The 14013-nt window shown below is 62.3% G+C and carries 10 protein-coding genes and 1 pseudogene; 8 read left to right on the top strand and 3 right to left on the bottom strand.

Going from position 1 to position 14013, the window contains the following annotated elements:
- Positions 1 to 6 precede the first annotated feature (6 nt).
- Genes ACFWAD_RS04455 through ACFWAD_RS04445 form a run of 3 tightly spaced genes read left to right on the top strand, consistent with a single transcriptional unit; the run spans position 7 to position 4188 of the window.
- Complete coding sequence (locus ACFWAD_RS04455; protein WP_378541678.1) at positions 7 to 1668, top strand: class I adenylate-forming enzyme family protein; 1662 nt, start codon at positions 7 to 9, stop codon at positions 1666 to 1668.
- Positions 1665 to 3410: an amidohydrolase family protein gene (locus tag ACFWAD_RS04450; RefSeq protein ID WP_378530511.1), complete on the top strand. Its 1746-nt coding sequence runs from the start codon at positions 1665 to 1667 to the stop codon at positions 3408 to 3410. The genes ACFWAD_RS04455 and ACFWAD_RS04450 overlap by 4 nt, the downstream gene beginning before the upstream one ends.
- A complete protein-coding gene (locus ACFWAD_RS04445; RefSeq protein WP_378530509.1) occupies positions 3400 to 4188 on the top strand; it encodes an SDR family NAD(P)-dependent oxidoreductase in 789 nt (262 codons plus the stop codon). Before ACFWAD_RS04450 ends, ACFWAD_RS04445 begins: the two co-directional genes overlap by 11 nt.
- A 2-nt stretch (positions 4189 to 4190) precedes the next feature.
- Here ACFWAD_RS04445 and ACFWAD_RS04440 read toward each other — a convergent pair whose 3' ends face one another.
- From ACFWAD_RS04440 to ACFWAD_RS04430, 3 genes are all read right to left on the bottom strand, one after another.
- On the bottom strand, positions 4191 to 4670 hold the full coding sequence (locus ACFWAD_RS04440) for a carboxymuconolactone decarboxylase family protein (protein WP_378530507.1): 480 nt from the start codon (positions 4668 to 4670) through the stop codon (positions 4191 to 4193).
- On the bottom strand, positions 4667 to 5791 hold the full coding sequence (locus tag ACFWAD_RS04435; RefSeq protein WP_378530505.1) for a dihydrodipicolinate reductase: 1125 nt from the start codon (positions 5789 to 5791) through the stop codon (positions 4667 to 4669). Before ACFWAD_RS04435 ends, ACFWAD_RS04440 begins: the two co-directional genes overlap by 4 nt.
- Positions 5792 to 5852: 61 nt before the next feature.
- A complete protein-coding gene (locus tag ACFWAD_RS04430) occupies positions 5853 to 6533 on the bottom strand; it encodes an NUDIX hydrolase (RefSeq protein WP_378530503.1) in 681 nt (226 codons plus the stop codon).
- Between the two features lie 27 nt (positions 6534 to 6560).
- On the opposite strand from ACFWAD_RS04430, the pseudogene ACFWAD_RS04425 reads away from it, so the two are divergent.
- The 5 genes and pseudogenes from ACFWAD_RS04425 to ACFWAD_RS04405 form a co-directional block, all read left to right on the top strand.
- Positions 6561 to 7454 (top strand): annotated as a pseudogene (locus tag ACFWAD_RS04425) (ADP-ribosylglycohydrolase family protein); the annotation flags it as partial.
- Between the two features lie 570 nt (positions 7455 to 8024).
- Positions 8025 to 8534, top strand: coding sequence for an O-acetyl-ADP-ribose deacetylase (locus ACFWAD_RS04420; protein ID WP_378532700.1), 510 nt, complete (start codon positions 8025 to 8027; stop codon positions 8532 to 8534).
- A gap of 270 nt (positions 8535 to 8804) precedes the next feature.
- A complete protein-coding gene (locus tag ACFWAD_RS04415) occupies positions 8805 to 9947 on the top strand; it encodes an Ig-like domain-containing protein (protein ID WP_378448302.1) in 1143 nt (380 codons plus the stop codon).
- 29 nt (positions 9948 to 9976) lie between these two features.
- On the top strand, positions 9977 to 11722 hold the full coding sequence (locus ACFWAD_RS04410; protein ID WP_378530499.1) for an Ig-like domain-containing protein: 1746 nt from the start codon (positions 9977 to 9979) through the stop codon (positions 11720 to 11722).
- A 104-nt stretch (positions 11723 to 11826) separates the two neighbouring features.
- A complete protein-coding gene (locus ACFWAD_RS04405) occupies positions 11827 to 13950 on the top strand; it encodes a phosphocholine-specific phospholipase C (protein WP_378530497.1) in 2124 nt (707 codons plus the stop codon).
- Positions 13951 to 14013: the final 63 nt, after the last annotated feature.

The following is a 14013-nucleotide window of genomic DNA, read 5'->3' as shown; positions in this document are numbered from 1 at the left end:
CTTCACGTGACTACTTCCGCTGATACACAAGCATTCATCGCGTCCGTCATGGCCGGATTAACCGGCCCCGGTGGTCCTTTCGAAATGCAAGTCGAGGATGTACTCGGCAGTTCGATGCCCGTCATGAAGAACCGTGACAAGGCACTCGGCGACGTGCTCGCCGCGTCCTTCGACTACGGCTCACGCGACTACCTGGTGACCAAGGACCGACGCTTCAGCTACCTCGAGCACGGTGAAGCCGTAGCAGCATTGGCCACAGCGCTGCGCGAGCGGTACGGCGTCCGCAAAGGCGATCGGGTGGGCATACTTGCCGCCAATACGCCGGAATGGGTGATGACCTTCTGGGCGGCTCAGTCCCTCGGTGCCATCGCCGTCGGATTCAACTCGTGGTGGGTGGCCCGCGAGGTGGCGTACGGCATCGATCACACCACCCCCATAGTGGTGATCGCCGACGCCAAACGCGCACAAATTCTTTCCGAACTGAACACCGATGTTCCCGTACTCACGATGGAAGGAGATCTACCTGCCTTGATGGCGAAGTATTCGGGATCGGCACTGCCCCGTACTTCCGTCGACGAGGACGATCCGGCCGTCATCCTGTACACGAGCGGAACCAGCGGCCGCCCCAAGGGGGCTGTTCACACTCACCGAAACGTGTTGGCCGTCATCGACTACCACCGCTACAGCGATCGCCTCGCTGCGGCGTTCACCGGCAAACCCAGCGACGGCCGACCGAGTGACTTGCGGTATCTGCTGACCGCTCCGCTGTTTCACATTGCAAGCCTGCATAACCTCGCGATCCCACGTCTCGCGACGGGCGGAGCAGTGGTCATCCACCAGGGCGCCTTCGACATCGACGAAGTCCTTTCGCTCGTCGAACGCGAGAAGGTCACCAACTGGGCGGTCGTACCCACCATGGCAACCCGTCTCCTCGAACACGGCGACATCGAGAAATATGACCTGACCTCACTGAGCGCCTTTGCGCTCGCATCTGCGCCGTCATCTCCCGCCTTGCAGGACCGCCTGCGCGCACGACTCCCTTTTGCGCAACACACCTTGGTCGACAGCTACGGGCTCACCGAATCCTCCACTGGCATTTCGGTTGCCACACCACCAGAACTTGCCGCGTTCCCCGGAAGCCTCGGCCGGCCGATCATCGGGGTGAGCGTGGAGGTGCGCGATCCCTTCGGGGTTGCAGTCCCCGACGGCGAGGAAGGTGAGATCTGCGCGCGCAGTCCCTATGTGATGTTGGGGTACTGGAACGACGAGACAGCGACTGCAGCCGCTATCGGGCCTGATCGATGGCTCCGAACCGGCGACTTCGGAGTGTTCGAAGACGGCCGACTCCGCCTGACCGGCCGCCGATCCGACCTGATCCTGCGCGGCGGCGAGAACGTCTACCCCCTCGAAATCGAGCAGTGCATCGACGAGCATCCCGCTGTACTCGAATGCGCTGTGATCGGAATTGATTCGGCAGACCTCGGCCAAGAAGTTGCGGCGGTCGTCGTTTTGCGGAGTGAGGGAGCCGCCGGCGAAGAAGAACTACGCGACTACGTCGCCGAACGACTCGCCTACTTCAAGGTACCGGTCAAGTGGAAACTGAGCACAACTCCTCTGCCCCGCAACGCAACCGGAAAAACGATACGCGCAAAGGTGGTTCTCTCATGACCTACGACGCCGTGATCAACAACGGTCTGTGGTTCGACGGCACCGGGGCCAAACCAGCTGTCCGCAATCTGGGTATCCGCGATGGGGTGGTTACTGCCATCTCCCTCGATCCTCTCGACGAAACCGACTGTCCCCGTATCATCGACGCGCGACGAAAGTGGGTGATCCCGGGCATCGTGGACATTCACACGCACTACGACGTCGAGATCCTGGAAGGGCCTGCGCTCAGCGAATCCCTTCGGCACGGGGTCACATCGATCTTTGTCGGATCGTGTTCCCTGTCCACCATTCACGCCAGTCCGTCCGACGCCGGGGATCTCTTCGGCCGCGTCGAAGCAATCCCTCGTCAACACGTCGTCGAAGCACTCACGCGTGCCAAGACCTGGAGCTCCGCGAGAGAGTACGTCGCTGCACTCGAGGCGCTTCCGTTAGGCCCCAACGTGGCAGCCTTCATCGGGCACTCGGACATGCGTGCTGCAGAAATGGGACTGGACCGTGCAACGCGGAAGGACGTGCATCCCACAGACACCGAACTCGCATCGATGGAAGCACAATTGACCGAGGCGCTCGACGCCGGCTTCGTCGGAATGTCCGGGCAGCAACTACTGTTCGACAAACTCGACGGCGAAACCTGTCGCTCACGAACCCTACCGTCGACGTATGCAACGACGAAGGAACGCCGCCGACTCAACGCGATACTGCGCAACCGGGGACGGGTGTTTCAGGCCGGACCAGACCCCACCAATCCAGTGAGCACCGGTGCCATGGCATTCACCAGCGTGGGCCTCTGGCGTAAGCGACTCAAAACGAGCATGCTCTCTGCAGCAGACATCAAGTCGAACAAGTTTGCCGTGGCAATTCTCGGCCCGCTGGCGCATCTGGTCAATCGACTCGGCGGCGACTTGCGCTGGCAGCACCTGCCGGTCCCCTTCGAGGTGTACGCCGACGGAATCGATCTGGTCGTCTTCGAGGAGTTCGGATCCGGCGCTGCGGCACTGCATCTGACCGATGAGATGGAACGCAACGTTCTGATGCAGAGCGAGGAGTACCGTCGGCAATTCCGCAAGGACTACGATCAGAAGTTCGGCGTCAAAGTCTGGCACCGCGACTTCTTCGACGCCGAAATCGTATCCTGCCCAGATGAATCCCTGGTCGGCAAGAGCTTCGGGCAGGTCGGCGTCGAACGTGGTGGCCTCCACCCTGTCGATGCCTTCCTGGATCTGGTCCTCGAACACGGCACGAAGGTTCGGTGGCGCACAACCATCTCGAACCACCGGCCGGAAATTCTGGACAAGTTCGCCCGGGACAACGGCGTCCAACTCGGATTTTCCGACGCCGGAGCACATTTGCGCAACATGGCGTTCTACAACTTCGGCCTACGATTGTTGCGCCGAGTCTACGACGCCCAGAAGATCGGCCAGCCCTTCATGACGGTCGAGGCAGCCGTGCATCGTCTCACCGGTGAACTGGCCGAGTGGTACGACGTGGATGCAGGACACCTGCGATTGGGTGACCGCGCCGACCTCGTCGTCATCGATCCCGCCCATCTCGACGATTCACTCGAGACCTACGCGGAGAGCCCGGTTGTGGAGTACGACAACCTCTCACGCATGGTCAATCGCAACGATCAGACCGTCACCGCAGTGTTCGTCGGCGGCGAGTACGTCTTCGGCGACGGAGAAGCAGCACCGGTTCTCGGCAACCGCCGAACCGGAAAGTTCTTGAAGGCAGGTGCCCATTAACACGTCCAGATTTGCCGGCAAAACCGCGGTTGTCACCGGCGCGGCATCAGGTATCGGTGCGGCCATCTCCCTACGGCTACTCAGCGAAGGTGCACAGGTAGCCGGAATCGACATCGCTGCAGATGCTTTGAAGGCGATTGCGGCTCAACACGACGGTTCATATCTCGCCGCACCGGCCGACGTCACCCAGGAATCCGATGTTGCCGAAGCAATTGCCGCGGCGGCAGCGGAATTCGGTGGGATCGACATTGCCTTCAACGTTGCCGGCGCATCGCGGGTGGGGCAGATAGTCGACCTCGACGAGGCCGACTGGGATTTCACCATCGATTTGGTTCAGAAGGGCGTCTTCCTCTGCACCAAACATGAAGCGCGACATATTCGAGAGCACGGTCGCGGCGGCGCGATAGTCAACGTGTCCTCCCTCAACGCGCACGTGCCGAGCCCCTATGGAAGCGCATACGCGACGGGTAAAGCCGGGGTCGAGATGTTCAGCAAGAATGCCGCGATCGAACTCGCTGCGTCGCGAATCCGGGTCAATGCCGTTCTACCTGGCCTGGTCGACACACCCTTGGTTGCGCCGGTCATGAACTACGAACCCGCCCGCGACATGTTCCTCAGCCGAATCCCCATGTCCCGAGCAGCAACTCCCGACGAGATCGCCGGCCCCTGCCTCTATCTCGCCAGCGACGACGCCTCGTACATCACCGGAACCAGTCTGGTAGTCGACGGTGGCTGGGAAGTCTCGAACTACCCGGATCTGACAACGCTGGGTAACTAGGTTCAGTTGCCGGGCAACACACATTGAGTGTCGAGACCGAGGACGTGGTTGAGCCTGCCGAAGGCCAACCACGACCCGAGGCACATGCTCAACTCGACGATTTCCCGCTGGGAATAGTTCGCGGTCATGCGTTCCCAGAACTCGTCGTCGAGCCCATGGTGGTCGAGAGCGTATCTCTCGGCATATTCGGCAGCGAGGCGTGTTCTGTCGTCGAAGGCATCGGTGTTGCGCCAGTCGGTGACAGCCTGATCGAACGTCGACTCCACCGTTTCGCCGTCGCGCTCGGTGCGCCAGTCCTGACAGAAGATGCATCCGTTGATCTGAGCGATCCTTAGCCGGGCCGCTTCGAACTCTCGGAGGCCGAGAGTGCCGTCCGTGTAGACTTTTTGGGAGAATCCAGCCGCCGCAGGTCCGATGCCGGGGACCATCTCACCCCACACGTAGCCAATCGGGTTCTTGCCTTCGGGAATGTCGATATTCATGTGAGTACCTCCGAGTCTCGGGCACCGAGCTTGCCGACGCCTGGTGTGAGCGGAACGTCCAGCGCGTCGTAAAGGCCGGGTTCGGCCTGACGCAACCACGGAATTGCATTGACGAGACGTCCTACGGCCGTGGCATTTCCGCCGGCCGCGCGATTTCCACCCTCATCAGTGGCCTCGACGTTGATCTCGATTCGTGGTCGTCCTTCGACGATCACCTTGTGCGCACCATCGCCACCGTCGGGTGGAAGCGGCCAATCGCGGGCACAGGACGGATGAATACGCGTGACGTGTTCGATCACGATCAAGGGTTCCCCGCCGACGATTCCCTGAACCTCGAATCGCAATGCACCCTGAGTGCCGGCTGCGAACTCCCCCATGTGTTCGGTCGACACGGTTTCCTCGAGCGGGCGGCGTAGCAGGGTCTCGCGGATCTCGTCGAGTTCCACTCCGAGTGCCCGCGCGATGAGCCGAATCTGCCCGCCCCAGACCATGGTGGGTACCGTCGGCGCGACCATGGGAGGTTCGTAGTCCATCGGCTGACCCATCCCGATCAGGTAGCGCACCGAATCCGGTTGTTCGTAGGTCGTGTAGTCGAAGATTTCCTGACACCGAATCTGATCGATTGTCCCCGCGAGCCCGCTGACGAGAATCGGCAGGATGTCGTTACCCCAACCCGGATCGATACCGGAGACGAACAAGACGCCGCCGCCTGCCTTGGCAGCAGCTTCGACGGGATCACGAAGTTCCGGAGGTGCCGATTTCGGGTCGTACAGCGCATACACGGATGGTGTGACCACCACAGCTCCGGCCGCCAGTGCCCGCGTGATGTCGGCAACGGCGTCATCGGGCCGAATGTCACCGGACGCCGCGTAGACCACCGCGCCTGGGGACGCGGCGAGCACGGCCTCGGCGTCGTCGGTAGCAGCGACGCCCAGGTGCACTCCCAGATCGGCAAGATCACCTGCGTCTCGCCCGACCTTCGCCGGGTTGGCAACGATGACGCCGACAAGTTCGAGGGCAGGATTGGCTGTCACAGCGCGAATCGAAGCACGCCCGACGTTGCCTGTACCCCACACGACGGTCGGAATCTTGGACTCGGCTTCATTCGAAACTGCACCCATCAATCGGACATTACCCAGCTCAGCGCGTCAGGTCAGCAGAATTGCAAGAATTCGTTTCACTTCATCCGGTCAAAAATGCCATTGCCTGCGCAGTCAGTGCGCCGTCACCCCGCCTCCGGTACGTCTCGGCCGGCCGGCCGTTACCTGGCCTACTCATCTCGCCGGTGCTTTCGAGCGCGTCGATCACCTGCCGGCGGAAGCTGTCTTTCTGGAACGGCCGATCGAAGATCACCTCGTAGAGGCCTCTGAGTTCGGCAACAGTGAACGATCCACCCGACAATCCGTCCGGATCCACGTACGACGCATACCTCGTGCGCAGGTCCGTGACCGCAAGTCGCACCATTTCGGCATGATCGAACGCAAGCCCACTTACCGCCGCATCGTCGTACACATCGACAAGAAGCGCTGAATCGGGCAAAGCCGATTCCACTAGGCCGGCGGTGTGCGCGACCGACAGAACCCAACCGCGGTCGTCGCGATCCGGTCGGTCGAAGATCGCCAACTGGTGAAAGTTCGTCTCGGCCAATTCGGCTTTGACCGACAAGGCGCGATCGGCTGCGGCCGTGAGCAATTCGCGCTCGTGCAGAAATGTTCCCGGTAGTGCCAGCGAGCCGAGACGATGCCGGACAACCAGTACTTTCAGGGATCCACCGCTGTACGTCAGCACCGCGACGTCCACCGCCACGGACGGACGTGGATAGTCCGTCAATGCCTTACCGCTCGCGTCTGTCCATTTATTCACCCTTGCATGTTATCTCAAATATGATCTATGGTTAGCGCAAAATTGATCAAACGATCATCGCGAACCGAAGAGGTGGCTATGAAACTCACCGCACAGCAGTCCGATCGAGCGGCCGGCGTTCTGCTCGGCACCGCAGCAGGAGATTCACTCGGCGCCGGCTACGAATTCAGCTACCCGAAGGCCGAGGTCGCCATCGACATGATCGGCGGCGGCCCGTTCAACTGGGCGCCGGGAGAATGGACTGACGACACCTCGATGGCAGTTGCGATTGCCGAGGTGGCCGCGACCGGAATCGACATCGGAGACTCTGACGGTCTCGATGCCATTGCAGCACAGTTCATCCGGTGGTACGACTCGAAGCCCGAGGACATCGGCAACCAGACGCGAGCGGTACTGTCGGCACGATCCGAAACCGCAGCCGCGATGACAAATCGCGCGCAGGTAATCAGCGGCCGCAAGGCCGGCAACGGCTCACTCATGCGCACCGCTCCCGTCGCCCTCGCCTACTTGGACCATGCAGACGGTGCCATGGCGGCCGCGCACCGGATCAGTTCACTCACGCACGATGATCTGCGTGCCGGACAGGCGTGCGAGTTGTGGACCTACGCCATCCGCCATGCCGTTGTCGCCGGCAACTTCGACGGTGTTCGCGGCTTCCTCTCCGTTGCCGATCAGGAGGTCGCCGAATACTGGGGCCCGCTGCTCGATCAAGCCGAAACCGGAAACCCGCAGGACTTCTCCAAGAACGGTTGGGTGGTGCATGCACTTCAGACTGTTTGGTGGGCCATCACTTCTACGGACAATGCCGATGCTCGCCACCTCCAGTACGCATTGGAAGCAGCCGTACGAGCCGGCGGGGACACCGACACGACTGCGGCCATCGCGGGTGGCCTTCTCGGCGCCCGTTGGGGAGCGTCGGCGGTTCCCGCGCGCTGGCGCCGAATCATGCACGGCTGGCCGGGATATCGTTCCTCCGATCTGGTTCGCCTGGCGATCAAGACTGCTCGCGGCGGTACCGACGACAAGAACGGTTGGCCGTCGACGGCAGAACTCGACTACTCGAGGTTTCGCGGAACCCACCACCTGACGACGCACCCGCACGACGACGGCGTCATGCTCGGCGGCGTCGATGCGGTGTCCACTGCGGACTACGACGCCGTGGTCAGCCTGTGCCGCATGGGGAACCGACAGGTCAGCTCCGAACACGTCGAGTTCTGGTTGGTCGACGACGGCCATGATTCCAACGCGAACCTCGAGTTCGTTCTCGACGACGCAGCGCGCACTGTCCAGGTGTTGCGAGCTGAGGGAAAGCGCGTACTTCTGCATTGCGTTCAGGCGCACAGCCGCACACCGTCGGTTGCGGCGCGATACTCGATGTTGATCGGACGTGATCCCTACGACGTACGCTCGGCCATGCCGTGGGCTCGCCCCAAGCGTGAACTCTGGAACACAGCCGTCGGAAACACAGCCGTCGAACACACAGGAGGATCCATGCCCGCTATTACAGTCGTCGAAGGTGACATCACGACGCTGACCGTCGACGCCATCGTCAATGCGGCCAACTCCAGGCTCCTCGGCGGCGGCGGTGTCGACGGCGCGATCCACCGAGCCGGAGGACCGGAGATCCTGAAGGCTTGCGAGGTATTGCGCGACACCAGCCTTCCCGACGGCCTGCCGGTGGGTGCGGCCGTAGCCACCACTGCGGGAAAGCTGCACGCCAAGGCCGTGATTCACACCGTCGGCCCGAGGTATTCGCGATCCGAGGACCGATCCGGATTGCTTCGATCGGCGTACACCCGCAGCCTCGCCGTAGCCGACTCGATCGGCGCCCGAACCGTCGCCTTTCCGTTGATCTCGGCAGGGGTCTACGGCTGGCCGAAGGAAGACGCGGTCCGGCAGGCCGTTTCAGCGATTCGCGCGGCGAAGACCGAGGTCGAGACTGTCACACTGGTCGCATTCAACAAGGAGACGGCAGACCTGATGCGCCGCGCCCTCGCCTGACCGTTTACCGGGCCCACATCACTCCACCTTGAAGCGCTGCAGAGCGATCAATCGAGTGGAGAAATTTCACCGATTGGACGTTTGTCCAACAATTTATCCGAATCGCAGATTTTGCGGCCGGCTCTGTGTTCTACTCCTCTCCAGGGTTTGAGCTGGTGGTAAGCAGACGACAAGACGCATTCGCTTCTCTGTCAGCTCGAGGCCGGTTCCCGGACCCGGCTTTCAGCCGAGAGCTCGATATTTTTCGGGCGCTACTCAAGGAGAATGTGAATGGTGTCGACGTTGATGCGCCGAGGAGTAGGGGTGGCCGCGTCCTTGACCGGATGCGTTGCCCTGGTCGTCGGCGGAGCGGGAGTCTCGTCCGCAGCTGATGTGAACCTTCCGTTCACGGCATCGTGCCATGGGTGGCAGTTCCCCGGGCCGATCACACACAACGAGACGCGTGATTCCGGCGTCACGATCAGTGCCCCGACCGTGGTCCCGCCGAACTCCACCTTCACTTACCGTCTTGCCCCCAAGCCGATGACGGTCCCCAAAGACGGTTACGACCTCAGGTCTGTCGTGAACTGGACCCGCCTGAAGTTCGATTTCGACATCCCCGCAGGCACCACCTATGTGGGGGCGCAGATCGTGGCGGGCACCAGCTCGAATCTGGGTGGGGTCGCCCCGACGATCACGCGGGTGAACGATGCCGGTTCACCCGATCCGAGTGGGACGCATCTTCGTATCTCCGGCAACAACATCACCGCGGGCAACGGACCCAACACCGACGACAACGGCGGCGGTGGAATCGAGGTCGGTGGAGGAAAGACGTTCCAGCTCCCGGCAGTTGACGTCACCGTCACGTCCGGGGCTGTCGGCACCCAGATCAAGCCCATGCTGCGCGTGTCCGACACCAACTCGGGTTCCTACGACAGTGCCGCCAACTACCTGACCTTCCTGCAGCAGGAGACGCTGCTCGGTGGAGTCAAGTACTGGCTGACCACCAATTGCTCACCGCGCGATAATCGTTCGGCCGGATTGAACGCGGGCGGCCAGCCACTCGCCGTGATCAATGTCGACTCCAGCCTCGCTCAGACACAGACGCGAATCGAAGCGCCCGGTAAGGCCGTCGTCGGCGACTCCGTCGAGTTGACGGCAACGGTCACTCCGTGGCCGTCGGGTGGAACAGTGCAGTTCCGTGACGGTGGGGTAGACCTCGGCGCTCCGGTGGCTGTCGTCAACGGTGTCGCAAAGGCCAACCGCACGATGACAACAGCGGGCGACCACAACATCACGGCGTACTACACGGGATCTGCAGGCTTCATGGAGTCGATGTCGGGCGCCGTGACGATCAACGTCGTCGAACCGTCCGAGCCCGAGCCTGGCACCGGGAGCCTCGGCAGCCTCGGCACCCCCGGATTCGGGTCGTGAAAACTGTGAACAGAAACAAGGATTCGTCGATGAACTCGAAACTGCTACGCGGCTCTGCGATTGCAACCGTCTCGGTACTTGCCGGCGGCTTGTTCTCGATCGCCGGCGGTGGGATCGCCTCTGCGGCCCCCGAGACCAAGAGCGTGCCCTTCACGACTGCATGCCACGTGCGCGAGATGGACGGTGTGGCAAGCCCGATCACGTTCAACGAGACGCTCGGATCGGGAGTCACCATCACCGCACCAACCACCGCGGCACCGGGTGAGACCGTCACCTACCGCGTGCAGCCGAACGAGATGAAGGCAAACAACAGCGGGCATGCCAGCCGCGGAGTCGTGCACTGGGCCCGAATCAAGTACGACTTCGACATCCCGTCCGGCGTCGAATTCGTGAGCTCCCAGCTTGTGGCGAACAGTGCATACGGCCTCGGATCCGACAGTGCCACTCCAACAGTCACACAGATCGACGACGGTGGAAATCCCTCTGCATCCGGAACGCACCTGCGCATCTCCGGATCGAATCGCACCACCGGAAACGGTCCGTCCTCCGCAGTTCGATCCAGTGACGGAATCATCGTCGGCGCCAATACCAAGTTCCGACTCCCCGCGGTCGACGTCACGGTCAAAGCTGGTGCGGCCGGTACCGAAATCAAGCCTTCGTTGAGGGTTTCCGATCCCGGCTCCGCCAACTACGACGACGACCGAAATGCGCTCACATTCGTCCAGCGCGAAAAGGATGTCTTCACGGTCAACTACTGGGAGCGCTACAACTGCTCCCCGCGAGACAACAGGAACTCCGGCCTCAACGCCGGCGGCCAGGCTCTGACCACCATCTACGTCAGCCAACCGACAACGACCACAGTCCAGATGCCCGGCTCGATCCAAGCCAGTACACCGACAGAGCTCGTCGCGAAGGTGGATCCGGCTCCGGTCACTGGAAACGTGCAGTTCCGGGTGGACGGCGCCGACGTCGGCGCACCGGTCACGCCGGGTGCCGACGGCATTGCCCGGCTACCGCATACGTTCTACACCGCCGGAACCGCACGGGTCTCCGCAACATTCCAGGGAATCAACGGATTCCAAAGTTCCAACTCGACCGAGGCGATGCTCACGGTAACTGCGGCACCTGTCGTCAAGCAGACCGACACTGCCGTGAACGTTCCTACCGATGCAAAGACCGGCGTATCGGTGTCGCTGAGGGCGCAGGTCACGCCGACACCGACCGGTGGCACTCTCCAGTTCAAGGATGGCGCTGCAGATATCGGCGCTCCGATCCCGGTGGGCGCTGACGGCAAAGTTACCCTGGAACATGCCTTCACCTCGGCTGGAGCTCATGCCGTGTCGGCCTATTACTCCGGCGCAACAGGATTCATGCCGTCGATGGCATCCGCTCAGACGGTCACCGTGTCTGATCCCGCACCGTCCGATGTCACCACCTCGACCTCACTGGCAGCACCCTCGACGGCCAAGCAGAATGTCGCGGCAGAACTGTCCGCGACGGTCACCCCCAACCCCGGCGGGGGCTCGGTTCAGTTCTACGACGGTGACCAACCCATCGGACAACCCGTTGTCGTCGGAGCCGATGGTGTGGCACGACTGACGCACACTTTCGCGTCAACCGGCGATCATCGAATCAAGGCGGCATACGCCGGGCGAAGTGGATTCACACAGTCCGCGTCGGACGAATCCGTCGTCAAGGTTTCTGCTGCCCCTGACGACGGCGGGACCGGTGGCTCGGGCAGCCTAGGTTCGCTGGGCGGTCTCTTCGGTTCCTGATCGCAATTCGCTCGACACTGTTGCCGCTGCACCGATTCGGAGCAGCGGCAACAGCATGTCGCGGCCGTAGTCATTGCACCGATTGATTTGTCGATGGAGCACAAGTGTCCAGGAACCCTCTCTCCCGACGGTCGTTTCTCGCTGCCGGGGTCGGCGCGACAGCACTCGCCGCCACTTCCCTTCTCCCGCCGTCGCTTCAGCGAGCACTCGCGACACCCGTCAACTCCGGCGGGCTCGATTCGATCGAGCATGTTGTCCTCGTCATGCAGGAGAACAGATCCTTCGATCATTACTACGGCGCGCTGAGGGGGGTTCGCGGATTCGGGGATCCGAATGCGCTGCGTCTGCGCGGCGGCCACAGCGTCTTCGAACAACCCGGGCCTACCGGTCCTGTGCTCCCCTTCCCCATCCGCGATTCGGCTGCGGCGCAACGCATGGACACCCAGAACGTCACTGGACTCGACCACAGCTGGGCGGGCGGACATGCCGCACTCGCCGACGGCTGGCACGACGGTTGGATCGCGGCAAAAACCGGTACGACGATGGCGTACTACGACCGGCAAGACATCCCGTTCCATTACGAACTGGCGGACGCGTTCACGATCTGCGACGCCTACCACTGCTCCGTACCGACATCGACGAGCCCCAACCGGAACTATTGGGTCTCTGGATACACCGGATACGAGCCACTCTCGCCGAATCCAACCGAGTCGGTACTTCCTTCGGATCCACCGGGCCCGGAGGGGCGAGCCGTAACCAATGCGGCCTACAACCCCTGGCACGCCGGTTACGGATGGACGACGGTCCCCGAGCGACTGCAGTCCGCCGGCATTTCCTGGAAGACCTACCAGGAGTGGGACAACTTCGGAGACAACAACCTCGAGTACTTCACTGCCTTCAAGAAAGTGGCGGCAGGGCTGCTCGGCCGGCCAAGCCTGCTCCCCTACGAACTTCAGACCTTGGCCGGGTTCTATCTCGCCCTGCCGTCGATGCCGACGCCGGTCCAGGACGCAGCGGTACTGGCCCTCGCGAATGCCGCAGACCAACTGTCACCCGCTGATCGCCAACTCTACGATCGCGCGTTGTACCGATCCCGGCCCGGCACACTGGCTGCCGATTTCAGGAAAGACGTCGAGTCCGGCACTCTGCCTCGAGTCAGCTATCTCGTTCCATCCGAAGCGGATTCGGAGCACCCTTCGGGATCGTCACCAGCGGCGAGCGCAACACTGCTCTATCAAGTGCTCGACGCCATAGCCTCCGATCCCGAACTGTGGGCGAAGACGGCCGTGATCGTCAACTTCGACGAGAACGACGGCTACTTCGACCACGTACCGCCGCCCAGACCACCGCGCTCGATCGAAACCGAATGGGTCGGCGGTCAGCCGCTCGGTCTCGGCCCGAGGGTGCCGATGACGATCATCTCGCCGTGGACCGTCGGAGGTTTCGTTTGTTCGCAGGTATTCGACCACACGTCTGTCACACAGTTTCTGGAGAAGCGGTTCGGAATCACGCAACCGGAAATCGACCCGTGGCGACGCACGGTGAGTGGCGACCTCACGTCGGCGTTCGACTTCGCCAACCCGCGTAGCCGGCCGACGTTGGCGCGCCCGCAACCCACACCGCCGCTGGAACCGCGATGGACGCCAACACCTCCCACCGAGCAGAGGATGCCCGTGCAGGAAAGGGGAACTCGACCTGCGCGAGCACTTCCCTATCAGCCCGACGCTTACGCGACGGCGGATCCGGGCGCCGGCTCGTTGACGGTCCATCTGGCCAATACTGGTGCCGCGTCCGCACACTTGGCCTTGTACCCGTACGCGGGAGAGTTCGAAGAGCCGCGACACTACGACGTCGTCGGTGAAGTCGACGACGTCGTTGCGCTCGGTGACCGGGTCTACAGCCTGACCCTGTTGGGTCCCAATGGTTTCAGGCGCGAGTTCAGCGGAGCTACAGACAGTGCGGCAGCTTCGCTCGACGTCTCGACAACTATCGACGCAGGGACGCGCATGCTTGTACTGACGGCGACCAATTCCGGAAGTCGTGCGCTCTCCGTCAATGTGGACGGGGATCGACGCAGGCTCGGAGCGGGTGCACGCGGTCGGTGGACGGTGCCGTCGGTGGACGGTTGGTATCAGGCCACCGTGACGGTCGACGAAGATCCTGAATTCAAGCGCGTACTCGTCGGACACATCGAAGACGGGCGGACCAGCGTAAGCCAACCCGCGTGAATCGACACCGAGTGATCAAATCCAGATCTGAAACCCCAGTCTGACAATTCAATCCACCCAAAC

Source organism: Rhodococcus sp. NPDC059969 (assembly GCF_042738325.1).
Taxonomy (GTDB): domain Bacteria; phylum Actinomycetota; class Actinomycetes; order Mycobacteriales; family Mycobacteriaceae; genus Rhodococcus_F.
The sequence above is the reverse complement of the archived record's forward strand: the minus strand, read 5'-3'. Positions and strand labels throughout refer to the sequence as shown.

Bases quoted from the DNA above. Each gene is read 5' to 3' on its own strand.
- ACFWAD_RS04450 (WP_378530511.1), top strand. From the start codon at position 1,665: ATGACCTACGACGCCGTGATCAACAACGGTCTGTGGTTCGACGGCACC.
- ACFWAD_RS04440 (WP_378530507.1), bottom strand. From the start codon at position 4,670: ATGAATATCGACATTCCCGAAGGCAAGAACCCGATTGGCTACGTGTGG.
- ACFWAD_RS04435 (WP_378530505.1), bottom strand. From the start codon at position 5,791: ATGGGTGCAGTTTCGAATGAAGCCGAGTCCAAGATTCCGACCGTCGTG.
- ACFWAD_RS04420 (WP_378532700.1), top strand. From the start codon at position 8,025: ATGCCCGCTATTACAGTCGTCGAAGGTGACATCACGACGCTGACCGTC.
- ACFWAD_RS04415 (WP_378448302.1), top strand. From the start codon at position 8,805: ATGGTGTCGACGTTGATGCGCCGAGGAGTAGGGGTGGCCGCGTCCTTG.
- ACFWAD_RS04410 (WP_378530499.1), top strand. From the start codon at position 9,977: ATGAACTCGAAACTGCTACGCGGCTCTGCGATTGCAACCGTCTCGGTA.